At 31.5% G+C, this 25,747-nt stretch carries 17 protein-coding genes and 3 tRNA genes; 11 read left to right on the forward strand and 9 right to left on the reverse strand.

The window, feature by feature from the left end; translation table 11 throughout:
• Positions 1–21: 21 nt before the first annotated feature.
• Positions 22–951 (reverse strand): homoserine kinase, encoded by a 930-nt coding sequence (locus ACFSSB_RS03085; protein WP_379900843.1) that lies wholly within the window; start codon positions 949–951, stop codon positions 22–24.
• An 83-nt stretch (positions 952–1,034) separates the two neighbouring features.
• Positions 1,035–3,479, reverse strand: a complete 2,445-nt coding sequence (gene thrA, locus ACFSSB_RS03090) for a bifunctional aspartate kinase/homoserine dehydrogenase I (RefSeq protein WP_379900845.1) — start codon at positions 3,477–3,479, stop codon at positions 1,035–1,037.
• Between the two features lie 123 nt (positions 3,480–3,602).
• Between thrA and ACFSSB_RS03095 the strand changes: the two genes are divergently transcribed.
• Positions 3,603–5,159, forward strand: a complete 1,557-nt coding sequence (locus ACFSSB_RS03095) for an NAD(P)H-hydrate dehydratase (protein ID WP_379900847.1) — start codon at positions 3,603–3,605, stop codon at positions 5,157–5,159.
• Positions 5,160–5,233: 74 nt separating this feature from the next.
• On the opposite strand, the gene ACFSSB_RS03100 is transcribed toward ACFSSB_RS03095, so the two are convergent.
• Positions 5,234–6,283, reverse strand: a complete 1,050-nt coding sequence (locus tag ACFSSB_RS03100) for a TlpA family protein disulfide reductase (protein WP_379900849.1) — start codon at positions 6,281–6,283, stop codon at positions 5,234–5,236.
• A 207-nt stretch (positions 6,284–6,490) separates the two neighbouring features.
• Here ACFSSB_RS03100 and hutH point away from each other — a divergent pair, with 207 nt between their 5' ends.
• Complete coding sequence (hutH, locus tag ACFSSB_RS03105; protein ID WP_379900851.1) at positions 6,491–8,017, forward strand: histidine ammonia-lyase; 1,527 nt, start codon at positions 6,491–6,493, stop codon at positions 8,015–8,017.
• On the opposite strand, the gene ACFSSB_RS03110 is transcribed toward hutH, so the two are convergent.
• Both ACFSSB_RS03110 and ACFSSB_RS03115 read right to left on the reverse strand, forming a co-directional pair.
• A complete protein-coding gene (locus ACFSSB_RS03110) occupies positions 8,014–8,400 on the reverse strand; it encodes a hypothetical protein (RefSeq protein WP_379900853.1) in 387 nt (128 codons plus the stop codon). The genes hutH and ACFSSB_RS03110 overlap by 4 nt on opposite strands.
• Positions 8,401–8,495: 95 nt before the next feature.
• On the reverse strand, positions 8,496–11,039 hold the full coding sequence (locus ACFSSB_RS03115; RefSeq protein ID WP_379900855.1) for an ATP-dependent Clp protease ATP-binding subunit: 2,544 nt from the start codon (positions 11,037–11,039) through the stop codon (positions 8,496–8,498).
• 262 nt (positions 11,040–11,301) lie between these two features.
• On the opposite strand from ACFSSB_RS03115, the gene gyrA reads away from it, so the two are divergent.
• Positions 11,302–13,851, forward strand: coding sequence for a DNA gyrase subunit A (gene gyrA, locus ACFSSB_RS03120; protein ID WP_379900857.1), 2,550 nt, complete (start codon positions 11,302–11,304; stop codon positions 13,849–13,851).
• Positions 13,852–13,885: 34 nt separating this feature from the next.
• On the forward strand, positions 13,886–15,130 hold the full coding sequence (locus tag ACFSSB_RS03125) for a tetratricopeptide repeat protein (protein ID WP_379900859.1): 1,245 nt from the start codon (positions 13,886–13,888) through the stop codon (positions 15,128–15,130).
• A gap of 55 nt (positions 15,131–15,185) precedes the next feature.
• Here ACFSSB_RS03125 and ACFSSB_RS03130 read toward each other — a convergent pair whose 3' ends face one another.
• Both ACFSSB_RS03130 and ACFSSB_RS03135 read right to left on the reverse strand, forming a co-directional pair.
• On the reverse strand, positions 15,186–15,935 hold the full coding sequence (locus tag ACFSSB_RS03130) for a C40 family peptidase (protein ID WP_379900861.1): 750 nt from the start codon (positions 15,933–15,935) through the stop codon (positions 15,186–15,188).
• A 61-nt stretch (positions 15,936–15,996) separates the two neighbouring features.
• Positions 15,997–17,175: an acetyl-CoA C-acyltransferase gene (locus ACFSSB_RS03135; RefSeq protein ID WP_379900864.1), complete on the reverse strand. Its 1,179-nt coding sequence runs from the start codon at positions 17,173–17,175 to the stop codon at positions 15,997–15,999.
• Between the two features lie 123 nt (positions 17,176–17,298).
• On the opposite strand from ACFSSB_RS03135, the gene ACFSSB_RS03140 reads away from it, so the two are divergent.
• The 5 genes from ACFSSB_RS03140 (at position 17,299) to ACFSSB_RS03160 (ending at position 20,059) form a co-directional block, all read left to right on the forward strand.
• The gene (locus tag ACFSSB_RS03140; RefSeq protein WP_379900867.1) at positions 17,299–19,347 is read left to right on the forward strand and encodes an HD family phosphohydrolase; all 2,049 of its coding nucleotides are present in this window, start codon (positions 17,299–17,301) and stop codon (positions 19,345–19,347) included.
• A 102-nt stretch (positions 19,348–19,449) separates the two neighbouring features.
• Positions 19,450–19,538 (forward strand) — tRNA-Ser (locus ACFSSB_RS03145).
• 32 nt (positions 19,539–19,570) lie between these two features.
• Positions 19,571–19,645 (forward strand) — tRNA-Pro (locus tag ACFSSB_RS03150).
• A gap of 29 nt (positions 19,646–19,674) precedes the next feature.
• Positions 19,675–19,748: transfer RNA gene (locus ACFSSB_RS03155), tRNA-Arg, on the forward strand.
• Between the two features lie 56 nt (positions 19,749–19,804).
• Positions 19,805–20,059: a GIY-YIG nuclease family protein gene (locus ACFSSB_RS03160; protein ID WP_379900869.1), complete on the forward strand. Its 255-nt coding sequence runs from the start codon at positions 19,805–19,807 to the stop codon at positions 20,057–20,059.
• A gap of 551 nt (positions 20,060–20,610) precedes the next feature.
• On the opposite strand, the gene ACFSSB_RS03165 is transcribed toward ACFSSB_RS03160, so the two are convergent.
• The gene (locus ACFSSB_RS03165) at positions 20,611–21,732 is read right to left on the reverse strand and encodes a GTP cyclohydrolase (protein WP_379900872.1); all 1,122 of its coding nucleotides are present in this window, start codon (positions 21,730–21,732) and stop codon (positions 20,611–20,613) included.
• Between the two features lie 19 nt (positions 21,733–21,751).
• Positions 21,752–22,750, reverse strand: coding sequence for a transporter (locus tag ACFSSB_RS03170; protein WP_379900875.1), 999 nt, complete (start codon positions 22,748–22,750; stop codon positions 21,752–21,754).
• Positions 22,751–22,856: 106 nt separating this feature from the next.
• Between ACFSSB_RS03170 and ACFSSB_RS03175 the strand changes: the two genes are divergently transcribed.
• Positions 22,857–23,132, forward strand: coding sequence for a DUF4834 family protein (locus ACFSSB_RS03175; RefSeq protein WP_379900878.1), 276 nt, complete (start codon positions 22,857–22,859; stop codon positions 23,130–23,132).
• A 148-nt stretch (positions 23,133–23,280) separates the two neighbouring features.
• Positions 23,281–25,710: a YfhO family protein gene (locus ACFSSB_RS03180; RefSeq protein WP_379900881.1), complete on the forward strand. Its 2,430-nt coding sequence runs from the start codon at positions 23,281–23,283 to the stop codon at positions 25,708–25,710.
• Positions 25,711–25,747: the final 37 nt, after the last annotated feature.

Consider the following 25,747-nt stretch of genomic DNA (forward strand, 5'->3'; position numbering starts at 1 on the left):
ATTATTTAATCTTTTTATTTTTTACTCACTGCTCAGTATCTTAATACCTTCTGCGTTGATTTTTGAAGTGAATGTATAAAATTCAATTCCTGTTTTGGTGTACACTTCTTGTATGGCTTGTTCTACCTTTTTTGCAGTTTCTATTCCTTCTGATAAAGAAAAAATAGAAGGTCCAGAACCTGAAATTCCGCTTCCTAAAGCACCATTAGAAATAGCAGCTTTTTTTACTTCATTATAATGCGGAATTAACTTGCTTCTATGTGGTTCTACAATGACATCCTGTAATGCTTCACCTAATAAAGGATAATCATTAGTATGCAAAGCATGTACTAAACTACCAACATTAGACCATTGTGTAATGGCATCTTGCATAGGTATATTTTTAGGTAAAATATTTCTAGCTTCGGCAGTTTTAACTTCTATTTGCGGATGAATTAGCGTAGCATATAAATTTGATGGAGTAGGTAGCTCTAGTATTTTTAAAGGTTGATTACTTTTTACTAAAGTGAAACCTCCAAAAATTCCAGGAGCAATATTATCTGCGTGTTCGCTACCACTAGCTACGGCTTCTCCTTTCATTGCAAAATCAGATAATTGTGTTTTATTATATGGTTTACCTAATAATTCATTAATGGCAAAAACTACTCCAGAAGCACTAGCAGAACTGCTACCAATACCACTTCCAGGTTTAATTTTTTTATAGATTTCTATTTCAAAACCGCAATCTGGTTTGGCATCTTCATATATTGCTAATGCAGCAACACCAGCAACATTTTTTTTGGTTTCTAAAGGCAAATCAAAACCATCAATTTTAGTGATTTTTATACCTTTTTCAACGGTTTTTCTAATAATCATTTCATCACCAACAGTGTCTAAACAAAAGCCTAGTACATCAAAACCGCAGGAAACATTAGCTACTGTGGCTGGTGAAAATATTTTTATTTGATTCATTTTTTATAGAAAAAAGAAAATAAAGAAAAGGAAATAGACGGTTGGTTTTGTCTAAATGCTCTTTTCTTTATTCTCATGACTTTTTATTTATTAGCAATTTGAATGATATCTGCAAATAAACCAGAGGCAGTAACATCTGCTCCAGCTCCAGCTCCTTTAACAATTAAAGGTTGTTCTGGATAACGTTGCGTGTAAAACATTACAATATTATCTTTTCCTTCAAGGTTGTAAAAAGGGTGTCCTTCCGGAATTTCTTTTAAACCAACTTTTGCTTTTCCTTTATTATATTCTGCAACGTATTTTAACTGACAGTTTTTTTCTTTTGCAGAAGCGTAAAGTTTTTGAAAATGCGGTTCATCTGCAATTAAAGTTTCGTAAAAATCATCTACAGAGCCACTTTCTAAATTTGCTTTGGTTAAAAAGGAATCGTTTTCAATATCTTCAATTTCAATTTTTCCACCATTTTCACGAGCTAGAATTAATATTTTTCTAGCTACATCAATTCCGCTTAAATCTATTCTAGGATCTGGTTCTGTATAGCCTTCAAATTGTGCTTGTTTTACTGTATCATGAAAGTTCTTTTTGTCATTAAAATTATTAAATACAAAGTTTAAACTTCCTGATAAAACCGCTTGAATACTAACTACTTTATCTCCAGATGCTACTAAGTTTTTTAAGGTACTTATAATTGGTAATCCTGCACCAACATTAGTTTCATATAAAAAAGGAGCATTGTATTTTAACGATAAGTCTTGTAGTTTTTTATAGTTTTCATACATACTAGAACAAGCAATTTTATTACAAGCAACAACAGCAATACTGTTTTTAAGATAGTCTGCATATAATTTTGAAACAGCTTCACTAGCAGTAATATCTACAAAAATACTATTACGTAAGTTTAAAGCTATTACTTTATCTAAAAAGCCTTGTAAGCTTGATGTTTCTGCATGATGAAATTGTGTTGCCCAATTTGTTAAATCGATACCTTTTTCGTTAAAAATCATTTTTTTAGAATTTGCCATTCCAACAATTCTAACGTCAATTTTAAGGTTCTTTTTTAAGAAGGCATATTGTTGCTGAATTTGGTCTATTAGCTTTTCGCCAACATTACCAACTCCTGTAATAAATACATTTAGCTGTTTTGTGTTTTCTTCAAAAAAGCGCTCGTGTAAGGTGTTTAATGCTTTTTTAACATCTTTATCTGCAATTACAGCAGAGATGTTTTTTTCTGAAGCACCTTGTGCAATCGCTCTTATGTTAATATTGTTTTTACCAAGAGCACTAAACATTTTTCCGCTAATACCTTGATGACTTTTCATATTATCACCAACAAGCGCAATAATAGATAAGTCTTTTTCTACCACTAAAGGTTCTATTTTATGTAAGGATATTTCGTTTTCAAAAACGGTATCTATAGCTTCTTTAGCAATTGCAGCATCTTTAGTTTCAACACCTAAACAAATAGAATGTTCTGAAGAAGCCTGCGTGATTAGTACAATGTTGATTTTTTCTTGTGCTAGAGTTTCAAACAAACGTTTAGAAAAACCAGGAATACCAATCATTCCGCTACCTTCAAGAGTAAGTAAAGCAATATTACTAATATGGCTTATTCCTTTAATAGGTGATTTTCCTGAGGATGCATTTTTAGAAATAACAGTACCTGTTTCTTCTGGTTTTAAGGTGTTTTTTATGTGAATAGGTATATTTAAATTTAAAACCGGTTGCACTGTTGGAGGATACAATACTTTAGCTCCAAAGTGAGACAACTCCATAGCTTCTTGGTATGAAATTTTGTCTATAGGAAACGCTTGTTTTACCAACTTAGGGTTTGCTGTAAACATACCACTAACGTCTGTCCATATTTCTAATTGTTCTACCTGTAAGGCAGCAGCAACTATGGCTGCAGTAAAGTCTGATCCACCACGACCAAGTGTTGTTATTTCTCCTAATTTAGATTTAGAAACAAAACCAGGAAGTATAGTTATTTGTTGATTTGCTGTACTAAAATAGTCTTTAATGTTTTTATTTGTAGTGTCATATTCTACTTCGGCTTTTGTGAAATTAGAATTTGTAACTACAAGCTCTTGACTATTTTTTAGTTGGGCATTTAGGCTTCTACTTTTTAAAGTTTCGGCAATAATATATGAAGATAATAATTCACCAAAACTTACTAGTTTATCTGAAGTTTTTGGTGACAATTCATTTATTAAATAAATACCATCTAATAGATTTTTTAAATCTTGAAGCATATTTTCTACATGACTTAAAATGGTTTTGTTTTGCTTAGGTACCAGTTCTGTGATAATGCTAAAATGTGAATTTTGAATTGCTTCAAATTCTTTAGTATAGGCTTGGTCTTTATTATTAGCTAATTCTCCAGCTTTTAATAACCTATCTGTAATACCACCAACAGCTGAAACTACGCATATAATGGCATCTTTTTTAGAATAATTTTCTAAAATGCTTATCACTTTATTGATGTTTGTAGAACTACCTACAGAAGTTCCTCCAAATTTTAATACTTTCATTGGTTATTACTTAGATTATTTAAGTTTTATAATACGTATCAAAAGTATTACATTTACTTCTAAAAAAATATTAAAACGCTATTTTTAAGGAATTAGTAAAATAAGAGACAGATAATTATTAAAATGAAAATATTTTCGAAAGAGCAAATTTACGAAGGAGATAAATTAACTGCCAAAAAGCAAGAAATTACCTCTACAGATTTAATGGAACGTGCCGCAACCCAAATTTTTAATTGGATGCATTTACGTATGCAAGGCGCACAAGTACCTATTCATGTTTTTTGTGGTATAGGTAATAATGGAGGAGATGGTTTAGTATTAGGTAGACATTTAATTACACATGGTTATAATGTGAAAATGTATGTGGTAAATTATAGCGATACACGATCTAAAGATTTTTTAATTAATTATGATAGAATTAAAAATGTTTCTAAAGAATGGCCTTTATTATTAACAGATGCTAATGAACTGCCAGAAATTAAACCAGATGATATTATTGTAGATGCTATTTTTGGTATTGGTTTAAATAGACCTGTTGTAGATTGGGTAAAAATCCTGTTTCAACACTTAAAAGCATCAAAAGCATTTACATTAGCCATAGATTTACCTTCTGGTTTGTTTCCAGATCGAGTACCAGAAAGTGACAAAGATGTGGTTTGGGCAACACATACTTTAAGTTTTCAAACGCCAAAATTAATTTTCTTTTTACCAGATACTGCAAAATATACTGTGCAGTGGGAAGTTTTAGATATTGGTATTGATGCCGAATATTTACATACCACACCAACAGACTATGAATTAATAGGTAAAATGGAAATGCTTCCTGTATACCAACCACGTCAAAAATTTTCGAATAAAGGAAGCTATGGTCATGCATTGATAGTAGGTGGTAGTTATGGTAAAATAGGAGCTGTTACCTTGGCAAGTAGAGCAGCACTAGCAGCAGGAGTAGGTTTAGTAACTGCTTATGTGCCAAAATGTGGTTATACACCATTACAGGCTTCATTTCCTGAAGCAATGGTACTTACAGATGCTAATGAAGAAATACTTACCAATATAGAGTTTAGTATACAACCTAACGTAATTGCTTTTGGAGTGGGAGTTGGTACAGAAGAAAAAACAATTACAGCTTTTGAAAACTTTTTAAAAACCAATACCACACCATTAGTTGTTGATGCTGACGGAATAAATATTCTTGCTAAAAAGAAAGAATTATTAAAATTATTACCAGAACAAACGGTTTTAACACCACATCCTAAAGAATTAGAACGATTAATAGGAAAATGGGATGGTGATTTTGATAAATTAGAAAAAACAAAAGCACTTTCAAAAAAGTATAATCTTGTTATAGTCATTAAAGGAGCAAATACCATTACTGTTTATCAAGATAAAGGTTATGTAAATACAACCGGAAATCCAGGATTAGCCACTGCAGGAACAGGAGATGTGCTTACAGGTATTATTACAGGATTAATTGCTCAAGGATATGAGCCTTTAGTAGCTGCTCTTTTTGCTATTTATTTACATGGTAAATCTGCAGATATTGCAGTTGAAGATTTAGGTTATCAAAGTTTAATTGCAAGTCATGTTATTGAAACTTTAGGCGAAGTTTATATTGATTTATTTAAGCAACCCGAACAACCACAAGTAGAAGAGGAAGCAGAACCAAATAAAAAGTAGTACGCAAAAGACATAAAAAAAAGCCACTCTAAAGAATGACTTAACTAAGTTATTATAGTGTGGCTTTTTTTATATTATAAAGTTAAAGAATCAAATAATTCTTTAAACTTAGGACTAGAAGGTCTTGGTGCATCTGCATTTACAACCACACCATTAGGATCTATTAAAATAAATCTAGGAATACTGTTAACTTTAAACGCAGTTATAAAATCAGATTTCCAGTTCTTATCAGAAAGTAATTGAACGCCACCCATTTCTTTTTCTTCAATCATTTTGCTCCATCCTTTTTTAGCAGCTTCAAAAGATCTGTTTTTATAACCTCTTCCGTCATCTACAGAAATACTAACAAAAGTGACTTTTTTAGCCTCATACTCTTTTTCTGCTTGTTTTAATGCAGGAAGTTCTGCTAAACATGGTCCACACCAAGTAGCCCAAATATCAATATATACATAATTTCCTTTTAGGTCTTCTAAAGAAGTAGTACCACCTTTTTGGTTTTCGTAGTTTTCAAAAACAGGAGAAGGTTTGTCTATATAAACCGCAAATTCTTTAGCTCTAGCTTTTACTCGTTCTATGTTTTTTTCAAAATAGCCTAACATTTTTTCTTCAAAGCTATCTATATCTTCCTTTTCACTAAGGTAGAATTCAGGATCTATATCTTTGTTTTTCTCTAAAAAAGCTTTGCGTTTTATGTTAATTTCAGCAACGCTTTTTTTGAAATCTTCTTTTTCAAAATCATAAAGGCTAGGAGGAAATAGGTTTTCTTCAAACAGCGCTTTTTTAGCTAAGTAGTTATTGGTTTTATCTCCAATTCCTGTGTAGCTAATTGTTTCGTCAAACATTTTGGTGTCTAAAGACATGTTAAGATCATATCCATTTTTTAAATACACATTGGTGCTTTCTCCACCATCATAAAAGTTATATATACCTGTTGCTACCTTTAAGGTGTCACTAAATGTACCATCTTCATTAACTTTAATGGTTTTTGAGTATTTTTTAGATCTTACAATAATAGAATCGCTATTTTTATCTGTGATTTTTCCTGAAAAGGTAACAAAATCTTTAGCTTCTTCTTTGCAAGCAACTATGCTTATTGCACATAAGGCAATTAATAATTTTTTCATGGTGTTCTTTTTGGGTTTTCTATTTAATATAATTTGCATAAAAGAATCTTGTACTAAAGATTAGTTTTAGCTTCGTTTTTTTATACAGCTATACTTTCTTTTTTTTCAAAAATAGGAATAATAATTTAGTAAAGCATGTAATTAATTATTAACAATAGTTGCATAACTAGTTTTGAATTATCATTTTTGAATCACTTAAAAAAAAGCATGAGCACATATCATTATATATCTTCCGAAAAACTAGACATAGTAACTATTTATAACATTTTTAAAGACAATAAGAAATTAAAATTGTCTGAAGAATCTATTGAAAAAATAGTAAACTGTAAAAAATATTTAGACACTAAATTAAGTGAGGCAGAAAAGCCTTTTTATGGTATAAATACTGGTTTTGGTAGTTTGTATAATGTAGAGATTTCTAAAAAAGATTTAACGCAACTGCAAGAAAATTTAGTAATGTCTCATGCCTGCGGAACAGGAGAACGTGTGCCTGAAAGTGTTGTAAAAGTAATGTTACTTTTAAAAATACAATCTTTAAGTTATGGGCATAGTGGTGTGCAATTAGAAACAGTAAACCGCTTAATAGACTTTTTTAATAATGATGTTTTTCCGTTTGTGTATACGCAAGGTTCCTTAGGAGCTTCTGGTGATTTAGCACCTTTGGCACATTTGGCTTTACCATTATTAGGAAAAGGAAAAGTAGTACATGATAATAAGGAGTTAGAAGCAAGTGAAATACTAGAAAAGTTTAATTGGCAACCTATACAATTAGAAGCTAAAGAAGGATTAGCTCTTTTAAACGGAACACAGTTTATGAGTGCTTATGGTGTGTATCTTTTATTGCTATCGCACAAAACATCTTATTTAGCAGATGTTATAGCAAGTATTTCTTTAGATGCTTTTGATGGTAGAATAGAACCATTTCATGATTTAGTACACCAAGTACGTCCGCATGCAGGACAACTAAAAGTGGCTAGACGTTTTAATGAATTTTTAAAAGGAAGTGAGTTAATTACTAGAGAAAAGAAACATGTACAAGATCCATATTCTTTTAGATGTATACCACAAGTACATGGTGCTACTAAAGACACTTTAGATTTTGTTGAAAAAGTTATTTTAACCGAAATCAATTCGGTTACAGATAATCCTAATATTTTTCCGGAAGAAGATTTAATTATTTCTGGAGGAAATTTTCACGGACAACCTTTGGCTTTAGCCTTAGATTATTTAAAAATAGCAATGGCTGAAATAGGAAATATTTCAGAACGTCGTGTATTTCAATTGGTATCTGGTTTAAGAGGCTTGCCTGCCTTTTTGGTAGACAATCCAGGATTAAATTCTGGATTTATGATTCCGCAATATACAGCAGCAAGTATTGTTAGTGCAAATAAACAATTGGCAACACCTGCAAGTGTAGATAGTATTGTTTCTAGTAACGGACAAGAAGATCACGTAAGTATGGGAGCTAATGCTGCAACACAAGCCTATCGATTAATTAAAAATGTAGATCGTGTAATAGCTATAGAACTGATGAATGCAAGTCAAGCCATTGCATTTAGAAATCCGTTAAAAACATCTCCATTTTTAGAATCTTTTTTAGAATTATATAGAAAAGAAGTTTCTTATGTTAAAAAAGATAGAGTGTTACATGATGACATAGAAGCATCTATTGCATTTTTAAATAATGTAGATATTGAAATTGAAGAATTATTTTTAAATAATTATGGTGTTTAACTTTTACTCTGGGTTAAATAAAGTTTATTAGCCCAAGTAATTGCATCTTCTAGGTTACTAAAAGTTTCAAAAGGTTTATTAAAAAAATGCTTTTCTACAGAAGCATTGAATTTTGTTATTTCATTTTTTGAAACAATAGCTAGTCCTATTAGGTTTTTTATTTTTTGAACTTCAAAATAAACAATAGGATCAATAGCGTATGAATTTTCACGATTACTGATGTAGACAAAGTTTTTATCTTTATAGAAGGTTTCTACAAGGTTTAAAAGTATTTCGTTGTCTTTAACGGTTAAAGTTACATCTGGGTTTATGTGCATAATCAAATGGTTTTCATGAATACTAACATATCCAACACCAATATCAATATGTGCTATTTTAGGCATTTTTTTTAGGGAATTTTAATAAAATGGTAATATAATATATAAAAAAAGAGGTTAATTACAAATAATTAACCTCTCTTAATTATTGTAAATCTTCACTAAGATTCTGTAGGCTTTTCAGCTTTTTCAATTTTAACAATCAGTTCGTTTTTATCTTTATCAAGATCCATCATTATTTCATCACCTTCTTGTAATTTAGATGTAATAATTTCTTCTGCTAAAGAATCTTCAACATACTTTTGTATTGCACGTTTTAATGGTCTTGCTCCATATTGTTTATCAAAACCTTTGTCTGCAATATATTCTTTTGCAGCTTTGCTTAATTTTAAAGTATATCCAAGTCCTTTGATTCTTAAAAGAAGTTTTTCTAATTCAATATCAATAATTTTATTAATATCTTCTTTTTCTAAAGCATTGAACACTACTACATCATCTATTCTGTTTAAAAACTCAGGAGCAAAGGCTTTTTTAAGTGCATTTTCAATAACACTTTTGGCATTTGCATCTTCTTGCGCTTTTTGCGCAGCAGTACCAAAACCAACACCAGAACCAAAGTCTTTTAATCTTCGAGCACCAATATTAGAGGTCATGATAATAATAGCATTTCTAAAATCAATTTTTCTACCAAGGCTGTCTGTTAGGTAACCATCGTCTAGCACTTGAAGCATCATATTGAATACATCAGGATGTGCTTTTTCAATTTCATCTAATAAAACAACAGCATAAGGTTTGCGTCTTACTTTTTCAGTAAGTTGTCCGCCTTCTTCATAACCTACGTATCCTGGAGGAGCACCAACAAGTCTTGAGATGGCAAATTTTTCCATGTATTCACTCATGTCAATTCTAATTAAAGAATCTTCGCTATCAAATAACTCTTTAGCTAAAACTTTAGCTAATTGGGTTTTACCAACACCTGTTTGTCCTAAAAATATAAAAGAACCAATTGGTTTATTAGGATCTTTAAGTCCAGCACGATTACGTTGTATGGCTTTAACCACTTTAGCAACGGCTTCGTCTTGACCAATTACTTTTCCTTTTATAAGTTCTGGTAATTTTGCTAGTTTATTGCTTTCTGTTTGTGCAATTCTGTTTACAGGAACTCCAGTCATCATAGAAACTACGTCTGCAACGTTTTCTTCGTTTACAATTTCACGATGTAACTTGGTGTCTTCTTCCCATTTTTCTTGCGCAATAGCTAGGTCTTTTTCAATGCGTTTTTCGTCATCGCGTAACTTTGCAGCTTCTTCGTATTTTTGTTTTTTAACCACCGAAGATTTGGTTTCTTTAACCGCTTCTAATTGTTTTTCTAGTTCTAGAATTTGTTTAGGCACTTCAATGTTAGTAATATGTACACGAGAACCAGCTTCATCTAAAGCATCAATAGCTTTGTCTGGTAAAAAACGTTCTGTCATGTATCTATTGGTAAGCTTTACACAAGCTTCAATTGCTTCTTGCGTATACTCAACATTGTGGTGCTCTTCGTATTTACTTTTAATATTATTTAAAATTTCAACAGTCTCTTCAACAGAAGTAGGCTCTACAATTACTTTTTGAAAACGACGCTCTAAAGCACCATCTTTTTCAATGTATTGTCTATACTCATCTAGAGTAGTTGCACCAATACATTGTATTTCTCCTCTTGCTAAAGCAGGTTTAAACATGTTAGAAGCATCTAAGCTTCCTGTTGCACCACCAGCACCAACAATGGTATGAATTTCATCTATAAAAAGAATAATATCATCATTCTTTTCTAATTCATTCATAACGGCTTTCATGCGTTCTTCAAACTGTCCTCTGTATTTAGTACCAGCAACTAAGCTAGCTAAATCAAGAGTAACTACACGTTTGTTAAAAAGAATACGCGATACTTTTTTACTTACAATTCTATTTGCTAAACCTTCAGCGATGGCAGATTTACCAACACCAGGTTCACCAATTAGTAATGGGTTGTTTTTCTTTCTACGACTTAAGATTTGTGAGACACGCTCAATTTCTTTTTCGCGACCAACCACAGGGTCTAGTTTTCCTTCTTCTGCCATAGCAGTTAAATCTCTACCAAAATTATCTAGAACAGGAGTTTTAGATTTTTTGTTAGACTTGCTAGTAGGCGTGTTAAAAATGTCTTTAGACGCATCTTCAGAAGAAGAAGTATCCTCATCAGGAAATTCTGATTTTGGTTCTATATAATTATCATCGTTTGTAATCATAAGCTTAAATTGTTCTTTAACATTATCATAATCCACTTTAAGCTTATTTAAAAGCTTTGTAGTAGGATCGTTTTCATTTCTTAAAATACACAATAATAAATGTGCTGTATTAATAGACGTACTTTGAAACAATTTTGCTTCTAAAAAAGTTGTTTTTAAAGCACGTTCTGCTTGTCTTGTAAGATGTAAGTTTCGTTTTTCGTTAGAAACTACTGCAACACTTGGATTTGCTGGGCTTAAAATTTCGACTTTACGTCTTAAATGGTTTAAGTCAATTTCTAGTGCATTTAATATATTAATAGCTTTACCATTGCCATCTCTTAGTAAACCAAGCATTAGATGCTCAGTACCAATGAAATCGTGGCCTAAGCGCAAAGCTTCTTCCTTACTAAACGCAATTACATCTTTTACTCTAGGTGAAAAATTATCATCCATAAATTGTTCCTTTCTTCATTAAAAATACTAAAATCCTATTACTAAAATCAAAAACTGTACCTTAATTTATAGGATATATGCTAATAGACGAAAAAAAGTTTATAAAATCAAAATAATTAACAGCATACTTATTAACTAATAAAGAGATGTAAATTGTTAATAAAAAGTCTCAAAAAATATAACTGAAAGTCTTACTATGACTAATGAAAGTTTTATATTAGCGTGTTTTGAAAACAAGAAAATAATTTAATATTTTATATATATGGCAGAAGGAGAAAAACTCATTCCTATTAACATTGAAGATGAAATGAAATCGGCGTACATAGATTATTCTATGTCAGTCATTGTGTCACGTGCTTTACCAGACGTAAGAGATGGTTTAAAGCCTGTGCATAGACGTGTACTTTATGGTATGCATGAATTAGGTGTTAGAGCAAATGGTGCACATAAAAAGTCTGCAAGAATTGTTGGAGAGGTTTTAGGTAAGTATCATCCACATGGAGATACTTCGGTTTATGATGCAATGGTACGTATGGCTCAAGAGTGGAGTTTACGTTACATGCTAGTAGATGGTCAAGGGAATTTTGGTTCTGTAGATGGGGATAGTCCTGCAGCAATGCGTTATACAGAGGCAAGAATGCGCAAGATATCTGAAGACATGTTGGCAGATATTGATAAAGAAACTGTAGATCATAAATTAAATTTTGATGATACTTTAGAAGAACCAACCGTTTTACCAACGCGTATTCCTGGTCTATTGGTAAATGGAGCTTCAGGTATTGCTGTTGGTATGGCAACCAATATGCCACCACATAACTTAACAGAAGTTGTTGATGGTACTATTGCTTACATAGAAAATAACGACATAGAAATAGATGAGCTAATACAGCACATTAAAGCACCAGATTTTCCAACAGGAGGAACTATTTATGGTTATGATGGTGTAAAAGAAGCTTTTCATACTGGTAGAGGACGTATTGTTATGCGTGGTAATGCTAATATTGAAGAGGTTCATGGTCGCGAATGTATTATTGTGACTGAAATTCCGTATCAAGTCAACAAAGCAGATATGATTAAAAAAACTGCTGATTTGATTAATGATAAAAAACTAGAAGGTATCTCTACTATTAGAGATGAATCGGATAGAAACGGAATGCGAATTGTATACGTTTTAAAGCGTGATGCAATACCAAACATTGTACTTAATAAATTATATAAGTATACTGCTTTACAATCTTCATTTAGTGTAAACAACATTGCATTAGTAAATGGTAGACCACAATTATTGAATCTAAAAGAATTGATTCACTATTTTGTAGAACACAGACATGATGTGGTGGTTAGACGTACTACTTATGAGTTACGTAAAGCAGAAGAAAGAGCACATATATTAGAAGGTTTAATTATTGCTTCTGATAATATTGATGAAGTAATTGCTATTATTAGAGCATCTTCTAATGCCGATGAAGCGAGAACCAATTTAATTGAGCGCTTTAAACTTTCAGAAATACAAGCAAAAGCAATTGTAGAAATGCGTCTGCGCCAATTAACCGGTTTAGAGCAAGACAAATTGCGTAGTGAGTATGAAGAAATCATGAAAACTATTGAAGATCTTAAAGATATTCTTGCTAAAAAAGAGCGTAGAATGGAAATTATTAAAGACGAACTTCAAGTAGTAAAAGATAAATATGGTGATGCACGTCGTTCTAAAATAGAATACGCAGGAGGAGACTTAAGTATTGAAGATATGATACCAAATGAAAAAGTGGTTATTACCATTTCTCATGCTGGTTATATTAAACGTACATCGCTTACAGAATACAAAACACAAAATAGAGGAGGAGTAGGACAAAAAGCATCTACTACAAGAAATGAAGATTTCTTAGAGCACCTATTTGTTGGTACCAACCACCAATACATGTTATTCTTTACACAAAAAGGAAAATGTTTCTGGATGCGTGTATATGAAATTCCTGAAGGAAGTAAAACTTCTAAAGGTAGAGCAATACAAAACCTTATAAATATCGAGCAAGATGATAAGGTAATGGCATTTATTTGTACTCAAGATTTAAAAGATGAAGATTACATAAATAGTAATTATGTAATTATGGCTACCAAAAAAGGGCAAGTTAAAAAGACCTCTTTAGAGCAATATTCACGTCCTAGAACTAATGGTATTAACGCTATTACCATTAAAGAAGATGATGAATTACTAGAAGCTAAACTTACTACAGGAGAAAGCCAAGTAATGTTAGCCCTTAAATCTGGAAAAGCAATTCGTTTTGAAGAAGCTAAGACAAGACCAATGGGAAGAAACGCATCTGGTGTACGTGGTATTAGATTACAAGACGAAAAAACAGATGAAGTAATTGGTATGATTGCTGTAAACGATATGGAAAGCAATATACTTGTGGTTTCAGAAAACGGTTATGGTAAACGTTCAAGCTTAGAAGACTACAGAATTACCAATAGAGGAGGAAAAGGTGTAAAAACTATCTCTATTACAGAAAAAACAGGTAACTTAGTGGCAATCAAGAATGTAACTGATTTAGATGACTTAATGATTATCAATAAATCAGGTATTGCTATTAGAATGGCTGTTAAAGATTTAAGAGTAATGGGTAGAGCTACACAAGGTGTAAAACTTATTAACCTTAAAGGAAAAGATTCTATTGCTGCAGTAGCAAAAGTAATGCAAGATGAAGAAGAAGTAGAATTAGATGACGAAGGAAATGTAATTGTTCCTGAAAACATTGCACCTACTAATGACAATGAAGATGGCACAACTATTGATACTAGTGAAGAAGAATAAATAAAACGAACAATAAAAAACAAACTTTAAAAAAATGAAAAAACAAGTAATTGTAGCTTTAGCACTAGCATTTAGTGTGTTTACTTTTGCACAAAAGAAAGAGCTTAAGACTGTAGAAAAAGCTATTAAAAATAATGATTTTTCAGTAGCTAAATCTCTTTTAGGTCAATTAGAACCAATGCTTCCTGATATGGAAGATAAATACAAAGACAAGTATTACTTATTAAAGGGACAAGCATTTTATGCTAACGGAACAGGAAGTGATGAAGATATCGATATAGCCATTGATAACTTAGATAATGCAAAAGGTTCTTATAAAGTAGAAGTTGAAAAAATTAAACAAAATTTAATTAATACACTTTTAACAGAATCTAACAACCAATACCAATCTGCGCAATATTTAGAAGCAGTGAATGGATTTGAAAAATTATACAAATTAATTCCTTCAGATACTACTTATTTATACTATGCAGCTTCTAGTGCAGTTACAGGAAAAGATTATGATTCTGCTGTAAAAAACTATGAAAAATTATTAGAATTAGGATATACAGGAATTGAAAAACAATATGTAGCTACAAATGTAGAAACAGGAGAAGTTGAAGCTTTTTCTAAATCACAAAGAAATTTATTTGTAAAAGCAGGTTCACACATCAAACCTTCAGTAAGAGTTTCAAAATCTAAAAGAGGAGAAATTGTAAAAAACCTTGCCTTTATTTACTTAAATAATGGAGAATCTGATAAAGCATTAAAAGCGGTTCAAGCTGCTAGAGAAATGGATCCAACAGATTCTAATTTAATCTTATCGGAAGCTAATCTACATTATAAAAATGGAGATAAAGAAACTTATAAAAAATTAATTGAAGAAGCAATTCAATTAGATCCAAACAACACAGACCTTATATTTAACTTAGGTGTTGTGTCTGCAGAAAATGGAGAGATTGAAAAAGCTAAAGAATATTATACTAAAGTAATTTCTTTAGAGCCAGAAAATGTAAATGCACAAACAAACATGGCTGCATTAATATTAGGTGAAGAAAATGCTTTAATTGAAGAAATGAATGGTCTTGGTACTTCTAATGCAGATAACATTCGTTATGATGAATTAAAAGAACAACGTACTAAATTATACCACAGTGCAGTTCCTTATTTAGAGTCTGTACTTGAAGTAGAACCAGAAAACGTACAAGTAGCTAAAACACTATTAAATATTTATGGTGCTATTGGTGAAACAGAAAAAGAAAATGCAATAAAAGAATTACTTAATTCTACGGGAAACTAAACGTAGTATACATTACTAAATAAAAAAAAGCCACTTCATTGAAGTGGCTTTTTTATTAGATTATTTTTTTAATGACTCTAAGCTTATGGGTATGCATTCGTTTTTCTGCATTGTAAATACCAGAATGATCTATTCTATCAATTCTAACTTTTCCATGAGCATGAATAATATAATTATCTTTCATAATAATACCAACATGCACAATAGCGCCTTCGTTATTGTCAAAAAACGCAAGGTCTCCTGGTTCACTTTCTTCAATAAAACTTAAGGCTTCTCCTTGTGTTGCTTGTTGCGAAGCATCACGTAATAATTTATAACCATTCAGTTTATAAACCATTTGTGTAAATCCAGAACAATCAATACCTAAAGGCGTTTTTCCTCCCCAAAGATAGGGTGCATTTAAAAAAGAAAATGCGGTATTTATTAAGTGCTTTTTATCTCGAATACTATTTGTTGTAACGCCATCAAAAGTATGTTCTAAAAGATGTAAACCGTTTAAACAAGCACCTAAAGTTACAGGATATAATTGGTTGTTTTTATCTTGAACAAATTCAATTAAATCATTAGAAAGAATAGGAAATTCTTCATGTAAGCTAAAGTATTGCGCTTCGGTAATCTCTACATATTGTTTGTTGTCAATCCAGCCTTCGTAATTATCAAATGCTAATCGAATTCTGCTCCAAGATTTACGTTGCTCTAACACCTTAAAATAATCACCATACAAAACTTGCGAAACGAGTTCGGTTTTATCTGAAGGTTCAAATCTCAAAGGAACAATGCTTAAGTTACAAATTCCGTATTGCATTAATAAAAAGTATGTTAAGTGTCTGGGTTAGCGTTTTTATTTATTGGGTAATTATCTGCTATTACAAACGTTCTATAACAATAGCAGAAGCGCCACCACCACCATTACAAATAGATGCAGCACCAATCTTGGCATTGTTTTGTTTTAAAACATTTAATAAGGTTATAATAATTCTAACACCAGAACATCCTAAAGGGTGTCCTAAAGAAACAGCACCTCCATTTACGTTTACCTTACTATCTTCAAGGCCTAATATTTTCATATTTGCTAAACCAACTACAGAAAAAGCTTCGTTAAACTCAAAATAATCAACATCATTTAATGCTATTCCTGCTTTATCTAAAGCTTTAGGTAATGCTTTAGAAGGAGAGGTTGTAAACCATTTTGGTTCTTGTGCAGCATCTGCATAACTTTTTATAGTTGCTAAAGGTGTTAAACCTAAAGCTTCTGCTTTTTCTTTACTCATTAAAACCATGGCACCAGCACCATCATTAATAGTAGAAGCATTAGCAGCTGTTACTGTTCCTTCTTTAGTAAAAGCAGGACGTAATGTAGGAATTCTATCCATTTTTACGTTGGTAAACTCTTCGTCTTTATTAACGACAACAGGTTCACCACGTCTTTGCGGTACTTCAACAGGAACTACTTCTTCATCAAATTTTCCAGCTTCCCAAGCAGCAGCAGAACGGTTGTAAGACTGTACAGCAAAAGCATCTTGCTCTTCTCTAGAAAAATTATATTCTGTAGCACATGCATCTGCACAAACACCCATTGCGTTTTGGTCATAAGCATCTACTAATCCGTCACGTTGCATACCATCTTCCATTTTAGCAGGACCAAATTTGGTAGCTGTTCTTGCATGAAAATAGTGTGGTATTAAACTCATGTTTTCCATACCACCAGCAACTACAACTTCTGCATCACCTAAGGCAATAGCTTGTGCAGCTTGCATAACGGTTTTCATACCAGAAGCACAAACTTTATTAATTGTAGTACAAGGTACAGTATCTGGAATACCAGCATAAATAGCAGCTTGTCTTGCTGGAGCTTGACCTGTTCCTGCTTGAACAACATTACCCATTAAAACTTCATCAACCATTTCTGGTTTTAAATTTATTTTATCTAAAGCTCCTTTTATTGCTATTGCTCCTAATTTTGGTGCAGGTACTGTAGATAATGCTCCTAAAAAACTACCAATTGGTGTTCTAGCAGCAGATACTATTACTACTTCTTTACTCATAATTATGTGCTTTTAATTTTATTATTGCGAAATTAATCATTTTTTGGCATAAATGAATACGATTCGCATTTTATAAGTAATTAAAAAGGATATTTTATTACATTTGAAAATAGTATTATCTTTATGAAAGACCTTATCAATAATTTATATAAAAATCACGCTTTAATATACAAAGTGCTGCTTTTTATCTGTGCAACTATACTTATTGTTTATCTGTTTCCGAAACAAGGAAAGTTTAAATATAATTTTGAACAAGGGAAGCCTTGGCAATCAGAAAATTTATACGCTCCTTTTAATTTCGCCATTAAAAAAACTCCGGAAGAAATAGATAAAGAAAAGAGGGTTACCATAGAAAAGGCAAGTTTGTACTTTAATTTAGACGCGAATATTGAAAAAAATGTTAGAACTAACTACAAAGAAGGTTTTTATAAAACGTTTCCAGATTCTCTTTCTAACACTACATTAAATGGTCTTTTTAAAACAGGTGAACTTATTATTGATAGATTATATGATAACGGAGTTTTAGATGAAAACTACACCTTTGCTAATGACAAAAAAAGTGTTATTCTAAACAAACGAATTACCGTTAAACAAACCCTATTTTCTAATTTAATACAGCAAAAAAACTTATCTTCTTTAGTGGATTTGGTTTTAAAAGACAATAATAAAGCAAGATACCACACGCAGTTTTTGGCATTGTTTTTTGATATTGTAGAACCCAATTTAACGTATAATAAATCCTTAACAGAAAGCGCCTTACAAGAAGATTTAAACAATATAGCATATACTAGAGGTAGTATAGAAAAAGAGACTTTAATTATATCTAAAGGAGAAGTAGTAGAAGGAGAGAAATATCAAATTTTAGAGTCGTTAAAAAACGAATATAAGTCGCAAGTATGGACCGATTCTAACTACAATTGGGTGGTTTTTGCCTATACTTTATTAGTAGCACTAGCTTTGTTAATGTTGCTTCTTTTTTTAAGAAAATATCGATTAGATGTTTTTAATAATAATACCAAAGTAACCTTTATCTTTTTTAATGTTATTTTAATGATATTAATTACCACTTTGGTAATAAGCTACAATTCTAAATATGTATATGTAATACCTATTTGTATTTTACCACTGGTATTAAAAGCTTTTTTTGATTCTAGATTAGGGTTGTATACACATGTAATTACAGTGGTGTTACTAGGTTTAATAGTACCTAATAGTTACGAGTATATGTTTTTGCAAATTATAGCAGGAATTGTAACTATTTTAACGGTTTCAGAGCTTTATAAGCGCGCTAATTTATTTATTTCGGTAGGACAAATAACCTTAATTTATATTATTGCTTATTTTGCGTTTTTTGTAATTCATGAAGGAAGTGTAGAAGCCATACATTGGGAAACCTTTGGTTTATTTGTGTTATGTGGTTTAGCTACTTTATTTGTGCAACCATTAATTTATGTATATGAAAAGTTATTTGGACTGGTTTCTGATGTGTCTCTTTTAGAGTTATCTGATACCAATAGTAAGCTTTTAAAAGAATTATCTAATAAAGCACCAGGAACCTTTCATCACTCTTTAAACGTAGCCAATTTAGCTGAAGCAGCAGCAAATGAAATAGGAGCAAACGCTATGTTAATTCGTGTAGGAGCATTGTATCATGATATTGGTAAAATGAAGAATCCTACGTTTTTTACCGAAAATCAATCTACAGGAATCAATCCGCATGACGAATTATCGTCTTTTGAAAGCGCAACAATTATTATAAATCACGTAATAGATGGAATTGAAATAGCAAGAAAAAACAATTTGCCAGATCGTGTAATTGATTTTATAAGAACCCATCATGGTACTAGTTTAGTATACTACTTTTATAAAAAAGAAAAAGCGTTAAATGAAAATGTACGTAAAGAAGACTTTATGTATCCAGGACCAAAGCCTTTTAGTAAAGAAACAGCCATTTTAATGATGTGTGATAGTGTAGAGGCAGCATCTAAAAGTTTGAAGGAACCAACCTCTACTAAAATAGATAAATTTGTAGAAAACATTATAAATAAGCAAATGGAAGGAGAGCAATTTCTAAATGCTAATATTACTTTTAAAGAAATTCAATCTATTAAAAAAGTGCTAAAGCACAAGCTTGCAAATATTTACCATCTTAGAATTGAATATCCGGAATAATTTTTTAAAAAAAGTCAAAAAAATGTTTGTCAAGTTCAAGATGATAACTTACATTTGCATCCGCGTTTAGGAATAAATGCTGTAGTTCATAACAAAATTACTGGAGAGGTGCCTGAGTGGCCGAAAGGAGCGGTTTGCTAAATCGTCGTAGGTGGAAACACTTACCCAGGGTTCGAATCCCTGTCTCTCCGCAATTTTCAAATTGATTTTTGATAACCATTTTCGGGGTGTAGCGTAGCCCGGTTATCGCGCCACGTTTGGGACGTGGAGGCCGCAGGTTCGAATCCTGCCACCCCGACATTGTTTTCGTAGAAACATAAAATCTACGGGCTCTTAGCTCAGCTGGATAGAGCACCTCCCTTCTAAGGAGGCGGTCTCAGGTTCGAATCCTGAAGGGCTCACTTAAAGCTTCACTAGAAATAGTGAGGCTTTTTTGTTTTTAATACAAATCACAAAAATGACTTGCTTTACCTATATTCTCTATTCAAGATTACTAGATCGTTATTATGTTGGGTACACTTGTGATGTATTACAAGAACGACTAAGAAAGCATAATACCAACCATAAAGGGTATACAGGAAAATCAAACGATTGGGAAATAGTTTGTTCAGAGAATTATGCGAGTAAAACGGAAGCTTATTCTAGAGAAAGAGAAATTAAAAGTAAAAAATCTAGAAAGTATATAGAGTATCTTATTCAGCAAAAGAAATAGAGCATTCCGCATTTCTGCGGAACGGCTAAGGTCACAATCCTGAAGGGCTCACTTAAAGCTTCACAGAAATGTGAGGCTTTTTTGTTTTTATAGGGTTCACAAAGGTTTTCTCTTAAAACCAAATCTTCAGAATATTTCAATAGGTATAAAACAGATGTCTTTTTAGGAGCACTTTTAGGTGCACCATTTTTCTTCTAGGTACGCATTTATAATTTTATAAAATCTAAAAAAAGGATATTTATAACATGGCAAAGGTGCACATGGACTATCCATAGAGTATCCATAGGGTATCTATAGGGTAACTATAGAGTATCTAGGTATAATATACACTAAACCTACGCTATAAGTCTTGTATTAAAATAAGGTAATAGTTTCTTAAGTATAGGGATATTTGTAGGCTTTGATATAGACTTCTTATTAGAATAAAGCGATTTGTTAAAATAAGTTGCTAAGACCTATTTTAAAGCTGTTTTTAGCACTTTTTTGACGACTTATATACAATCAAGAGTGGAAATAAAAAAACCTCGCATTTCTGCGAGGTTTTTAGGTTTTTAAATAATTTCTTTTCTAAACGTTTTTCGTCGTTTAATAATTTTTGGATCGAAATGTTTCCAAATTTGATGTATTGCTGTATTATCTGCTAGTTCTGGTGTTCTAATACAGTTTTGTATTCCTTTTTCTTTAAAAGTGTTATAATACTCGTTAAATATTATGGCTGTAATTCCTTTGTTTTGGTATTCAGGATCAATTCCTATTAAATAGAAAATAACATCTTTGCTTTCTTTTTTAGCTTTTAGCAGTTTTAAAAAACCAAACGGAAACAGTTTTCCGTTAATTTCTTGTAGTACCTTAGAAAAAGATGGCATCACAATGGCAAAAGCAATCATTTTATCGTCTTTATCAAAAACAAACTTGATGTATTCTGGGTTAATAAAACTGATGAATTTCTTCTTAAAATACGCTTTTTGTATGTCTGTAATTTCTACAAAAGAGGATAGGGAAGCGTAGGCATTGTTAAACAAGTCAAACATTTCATCTGCATAAGGCATGACTTCTGCTGTTTTGGTAAACTTTTTTGCTTTTACCTGATAGCGTTTTTGTATTAAAGCATTTGCTTTTGAAAAACTTTCTGGGTTTATATTACTAAACGGAAAATGGCTTTCTATCCATTCTTTTTCGGGTTTGTAATTAAGGTTTTCTAAATGCTTTACGTAGTATGGATGGTTGTACCACGTAATCATGGTACCAATAACATCAAACCCTTCTGTTAAAACCCCAACTTTATCTAAATTAGAGAATCCTACAGGACCTTCAGTGTATTCTAAATTGTTTTGCTTACCAATTTCTGTAACTTTATCTAATAAGGCTTTAGATACTTCTAAATCATCAATAAAGTCAAACCAACCAAAACGCATTTTCTTTATGTTTTGGTTATTTACTTCTAGCCAGTTAATAATGGCAGCAACACGACCTACAATTTCATTGCCTTTATAAGCAAGAAAAAAATAAGCATCTGCATCGTTAAAAACAGGGTTTTCTTTTTTATCAAAGGTTTTTAATTCTTGACTAATAATAGGAGGAACCCAGTATTTTGAATCTTTATATAGTGAGAAAGGAAATTTAACGAATGCTTTAAATTCTTTCTTGGTATGTACTTGTTTTATAGTAATCATGAAAATCTATAGTTCTTTATTAGTCGTCAAAATTCTGTTCATACTTTTGTCTATTATTTTTATTAGATTTTCTTGACTCTTTCTTGTTTTTATTTTTTTTCTTTTTGCTCTTTTTACCATTTCCTAACTCGGTACCATTATCAATTTCTTTGTCTTGGTGAAAATCTAATCTGTAAGATGCACCAATAGTTACACCAAATACAGAAGGCGTGTCTTTAGTGTTTAGGGTTAAAGCAGTATCTAACTGAAAGTTTCTACTCCATAAATATGCACCACCAAATCGAATTAAATTATCGGCATAAAAATCGCTACTTATTCCTTGTGCTTCACCAAATACTACCCATTGTGCATTAATAGATTTAGTAAGTGTTAATATGTATGAAAAATCAGATTGGTCTGTACCAATTCTATCTTTTACAAAGTTCATTACATATACCCAACCACCAGTGAAATTATTTTGTGTTGCAATCATTATTTTAGGACTAAAACCTTCTACACCATAAGCTGTAAACGGGTTGTCTTTAGCGTCATAATTTGCACCAACATACACTGCTACTGCAGGAATTAAAGATTTCCATTTAAAACTATGGTTTGCATTCCAGCTGAATAAGTTTGGTTTGTCTTCGCCTGCTTTTTTATAAGGATCATACACCAAATATTTAGCACCAATGGTTAATGTTTTAAAGTTGCTTAAAGACTCTTCATTAGCCACAGTATTTGTAAATGTTCTTTTTGTAGATTGGTACGTACCTTCAATATTAAGTTCTAAAGGTTCCCAAAGTAAGCCATATCTAGCGGTAAAATCGACACCATAACTTTTATCTTCACGATTTAAAGGAGTGTGATTTTCATTTAACATATAAGGACCAACTTCAAATTGAATTACGTTGGTACCTACAGAAAATGCACTTTTAGAAACACCAGGTCTGTTAGAGTTTATAACATCTGTGTATTGTGAGTAACCAGAAAAGGATACTGTAAAAGAAAAAATAGCTAAATAGAATTTAAAGAACTTCATATTTGTAGTTTTTTTTGGGCTCAAATATATAGATTTTAAATATTTTTTAAGGATTTAAACCATAAATTAAGATTTAAGAATTGTATTTTTGTATAAAAATGATTTTATGTTGCAATTAGCATCTGTTACAGGAGTTGTAAAAGTTATCTTAATAATTTTATTAATTTATTATGGAATTAAGATTTTATCTAGAATTTTTGCTCCTATTTTATTAAAGTTTTTAACTAAAAAGGCCGAACAACGTTTTGGCGATCAATTTGGTGGCTATAAAAAACCTGAAAAACCTAAAAATGAAGGGGAGATTACTATTGATAAAATGCCAGAAAGCAAGACTTCTAGTAAAGATGTAGGAGAATATGTAGACTATGAAGAAGTAGAGTAAGTATAGTACTTCTACCTCTATATTAGTAGTAAAAAAGAATTCTATTAACAATCACTAATTATTAAAGTTAAAAATAATTAGCCTCATGTAAACGTATTAAGTTTCAAAAATTATAGTTATTTTTCATACTTATTGATCTATTTATTCCATGCAATTTTCTATAAAAAAAGTACTTCCTCATTTTCTTGTTTTTGTTGGTTTTATCATACTTTCCCTTGCTTATTTTAGTCCTGTTTTAAAAGGAAAAGAGATTTACCAAAGTGATATTAAGCAATATATTGGTATGTCTAAACAACAAACCGATTTTAAAGCAGAAACAGGAGAAGAAACCTATTGGACCAACAGTGCCTTTGGTGGTATGCCAACGTATCAATTAGGTGCAAGATATCCGCATAACTATATTAAAAAATTAGATTTAGCTTTACGCTTTTTACCAAGACCAGCAGATTACTTATTCTTATATTTTGCAGGTTTTTACCTTCTTTTATTGGTTTTAAAAGTAGATTTTAAACTGGCAGCTCTTGGTGCTTTAGCCTTTGGTTTTTCTACCTATCTTATTATAATTCTTGGTGTTGGCCATAACAGTAAAGCCCATGCTATTGCTTATATGCCTTTAGTTTTAAGCGGAATTATTCTCACTTTTAAACGCAAATACATTTTTGGGTTTTTACTAACCACAGTAGCAATGGCCTTGCAGTTGGTGGCTAACCATCCGCAAATGACCTATTATTTAATGCTATTAGTTCTTGTTTTAGGAATTGCTTACTTAGTAGATGCTTATAACAAAAAACTGTTGCCTCATTATTTTAAATCTGTTGGTGTATTAGTAATTGCTGTCATTCTTGCTTTAGGATTAAATGCCACAAGTATTATGGCTACTAAAGAGTATGCAAACGAAAGTACTAGAAGTAAAAGCGAATTAACCATTAATCCTGATGGTTCACCAAAAGAAGCAAGTTCTGGATTAAGCAAAGAATATATTACGGAATATAGTTATGGTTTTTTTGAAAGCCTTAATTTATATATCTCTAGAATAGTAGGAGGAGGAAACCATGAAGATGTTGGTAAAGACTCTGCTTCTTACGAGTTTTTTATACGTCAAGGTGTTCCTGCATTACAAGCTAAAGAGTATGCCAAACAAACACCTACGTATTGGGGAAATCAACCTATAGTAGAAGCTCCAGCTTATGTTGGTGCAGTGGTAATATTCTTGTTTGTTTTTGCATTGTTTTTAGTAAAAGGAAGATTAAAATGGTGGCTTGTTGGTGGTACTATTTTGTCTTTATTACTTTCTTACGGAAAAAACTTAGGCTTTTTAACCGACTTCTTTATTGATTATGTTCCGTTTTACAACAAGTTTAGAGCAGTAAGTTCTATTCAGGTAATTTTAGAATTATGTATTCCTGTTTTAGCAATCTTTGGTTTATCGCGCTTGTTTAATCATTATGTAAAAGACGAAGAAAAGCTAAAAGCATTAATATATACAGTAGCTATAACAGCAGGATTAGCTGTTTTGTTGTTGCTTTCTAAATCTGCTTTTAATTTTGCAGGTGTTAATGATGGTTATTTTAAACAAAGTTACGGACAGCAATTTATGGATGCTTTACGTGATGATAGAAAATCTATGTTTACAGCAGACATCTTGCGAACGCTTGTATTAGTCTTACTTTCGGCAGAAGCAATATTTATGTTTTTAAAGAAAAAACTATCAGAAAACGTAGTTGTTGTAGCTTTTGCAGTATTGATTCTTTTCGATTTAGTTTCGGTAGATAGACGCTATGTAAACAACGACAATTTTGTTTCGGCTTTACAAGTAAAAAAACCATATCAAGCCAATGCAGCAGATATACAAATTCTTAAAGATACAACACATTTTAGAGTTTTTGATATTACAGATGCTACTGCTAGAGCTTCTTATTTTCATAATTCTCTTGGTGGTTATCATGCCGCAAAACTAAAACGCTATAACGAGCTTTACGACTTTCATATTGCTAGAAATAATATGAATGTATTAAACATGTTAAACACAAAGTATATTATAGCAGAAGAGGAAGGAAAAATATTTCCGTTTACCAATACAGATGCTAATGGTAATGCTTGGTTTGTAGGAAATATAGAAAGAAAAGAAAGTGCCAATGCAGAAATTATAGCTTTAGATAGTTTAGATACTAAAACAGTTGCTGTGCTTTCCGATAATTTATCTGACGAAAAGTATATTAAAAATGTAGCAGCTTTAAAAGCGAATTATACTGTAGATTCTTTAGCTACTATTACTTTAAAAGAATACCAACCAAACTATATAAAATACCAGTCTAAAAATACTAATCCTGGATTTGCTGTATTTTCTGAAATCTATTATGGTAAGGGTTGGCAAGCATATATTAACGGAAAACCAGAAGCGCATTATCGCGTAGATTACGTATTACGTGGCATGGAAATTCCAGCAGGCGAACACACTATAGAATTTAAATTTGAACCTCAAGTAATACAAACAGGAAGCAGCATAGCGCTTGCAAGCTCTATACTTTTTGCATTGCTACTTGTTGGTGGATTATATTTTGGTTTCAAGAAAAAATAATTGGTATTCCTGTTTTATCAGGAAGCTACATTTCGTT

This window comes from Lacinutrix gracilariae (genome assembly GCF_042684485.1).
GTDB lineage: Bacteria > Bacteroidota > Bacteroidia > Flavobacteriales > Flavobacteriaceae > Oceanihabitans > Oceanihabitans gracilariae.

Excerpts from the sequence above, each read along its gene's own strand:
- ACFSSB_RS03140 (WP_379900867.1), top strand. The coding sequence starts at position 17,299 with ATGAAAGACCTTATCAATAATTTATATAAAAATCACGCTTTAATATAC.
- thrA (WP_379900845.1), bottom strand. The coding sequence starts at position 3,479 with ATGAAAGTATTAAAATTTGGAGGAACTTCTGTAGGTAGTTCTACAAAC.
- ACFSSB_RS03100 (WP_379900849.1), bottom strand. The coding sequence starts at position 6,283 with ATGAAAAAATTATTAATTGCCTTATGTGCAATAAGCATAGTTGCTTGC.
- ACFSSB_RS03130 (WP_379900861.1), bottom strand. The coding sequence starts at position 15,935 with ATGCAATACGGAATTTGTAACTTAAGCATTGTTCCTTTGAGATTTGAA.
- ACFSSB_RS03175 (WP_379900878.1), top strand. The coding sequence starts at position 22,857 with ATGTTGCAATTAGCATCTGTTACAGGAGTTGTAAAAGTTATCTTAATA.
- ACFSSB_RS03125 (WP_379900859.1), top strand. The coding sequence starts at position 13,886 with ATGAAAAAACAAGTAATTGTAGCTTTAGCACTAGCATTTAGTGTGTTT.
- ACFSSB_RS03135 (WP_379900864.1), bottom strand. The coding sequence starts at position 17,175 with ATGAGTAAAGAAGTAGTAATAGTATCTGCTGCTAGAACACCAATTGGT.
- ACFSSB_RS03180 (WP_379900881.1), top strand. The coding sequence starts at position 23,281 with ATGCAATTTTCTATAAAAAAAGTACTTCCTCATTTTCTTGTTTTTGTT.
- ACFSSB_RS03165 (WP_379900872.1), bottom strand. The coding sequence starts at position 21,732 with ATGATTACTATAAAACAAGTACATACCAAGAAAGAATTTAAAGCATTC.
- ACFSSB_RS03160 (WP_379900869.1), top strand. The coding sequence starts at position 19,805 with ATGACTTGCTTTACCTATATTCTCTATTCAAGATTACTAGATCGTTAT.
- ACFSSB_RS03095 (WP_379900847.1), top strand. The coding sequence starts at position 3,603 with ATGAAAATATTTTCGAAAGAGCAAATTTACGAAGGAGATAAATTAACT.
- ACFSSB_RS03115 (WP_379900855.1), bottom strand. The coding sequence starts at position 11,039 with ATGGATGATAATTTTTCACCTAGAGTAAAAGATGTAATTGCGTTTAGT.
- ACFSSB_RS03085 (WP_379900843.1), bottom strand. The coding sequence starts at position 951 with ATGAATCAAATAAAAATATTTTCACCAGCCACAGTAGCTAATGTTTCC.
- gyrA (WP_379900857.1), top strand. The coding sequence starts at position 11,302 with ATGGCAGAAGGAGAAAAACTCATTCCTATTAACATTGAAGATGAAATG.
- ACFSSB_RS03170 (WP_379900875.1), bottom strand. The coding sequence starts at position 22,750 with ATGAAGTTCTTTAAATTCTATTTAGCTATTTTTTCTTTTACAGTATCC.
- hutH (WP_379900851.1), top strand. The coding sequence starts at position 6,491 with ATGAGCACATATCATTATATATCTTCCGAAAAACTAGACATAGTAACT.
- ACFSSB_RS03110 (WP_379900853.1), bottom strand. The coding sequence starts at position 8,400 with ATGCCTAAAATAGCACATATTGATATTGGTGTTGGATATGTTAGTATT.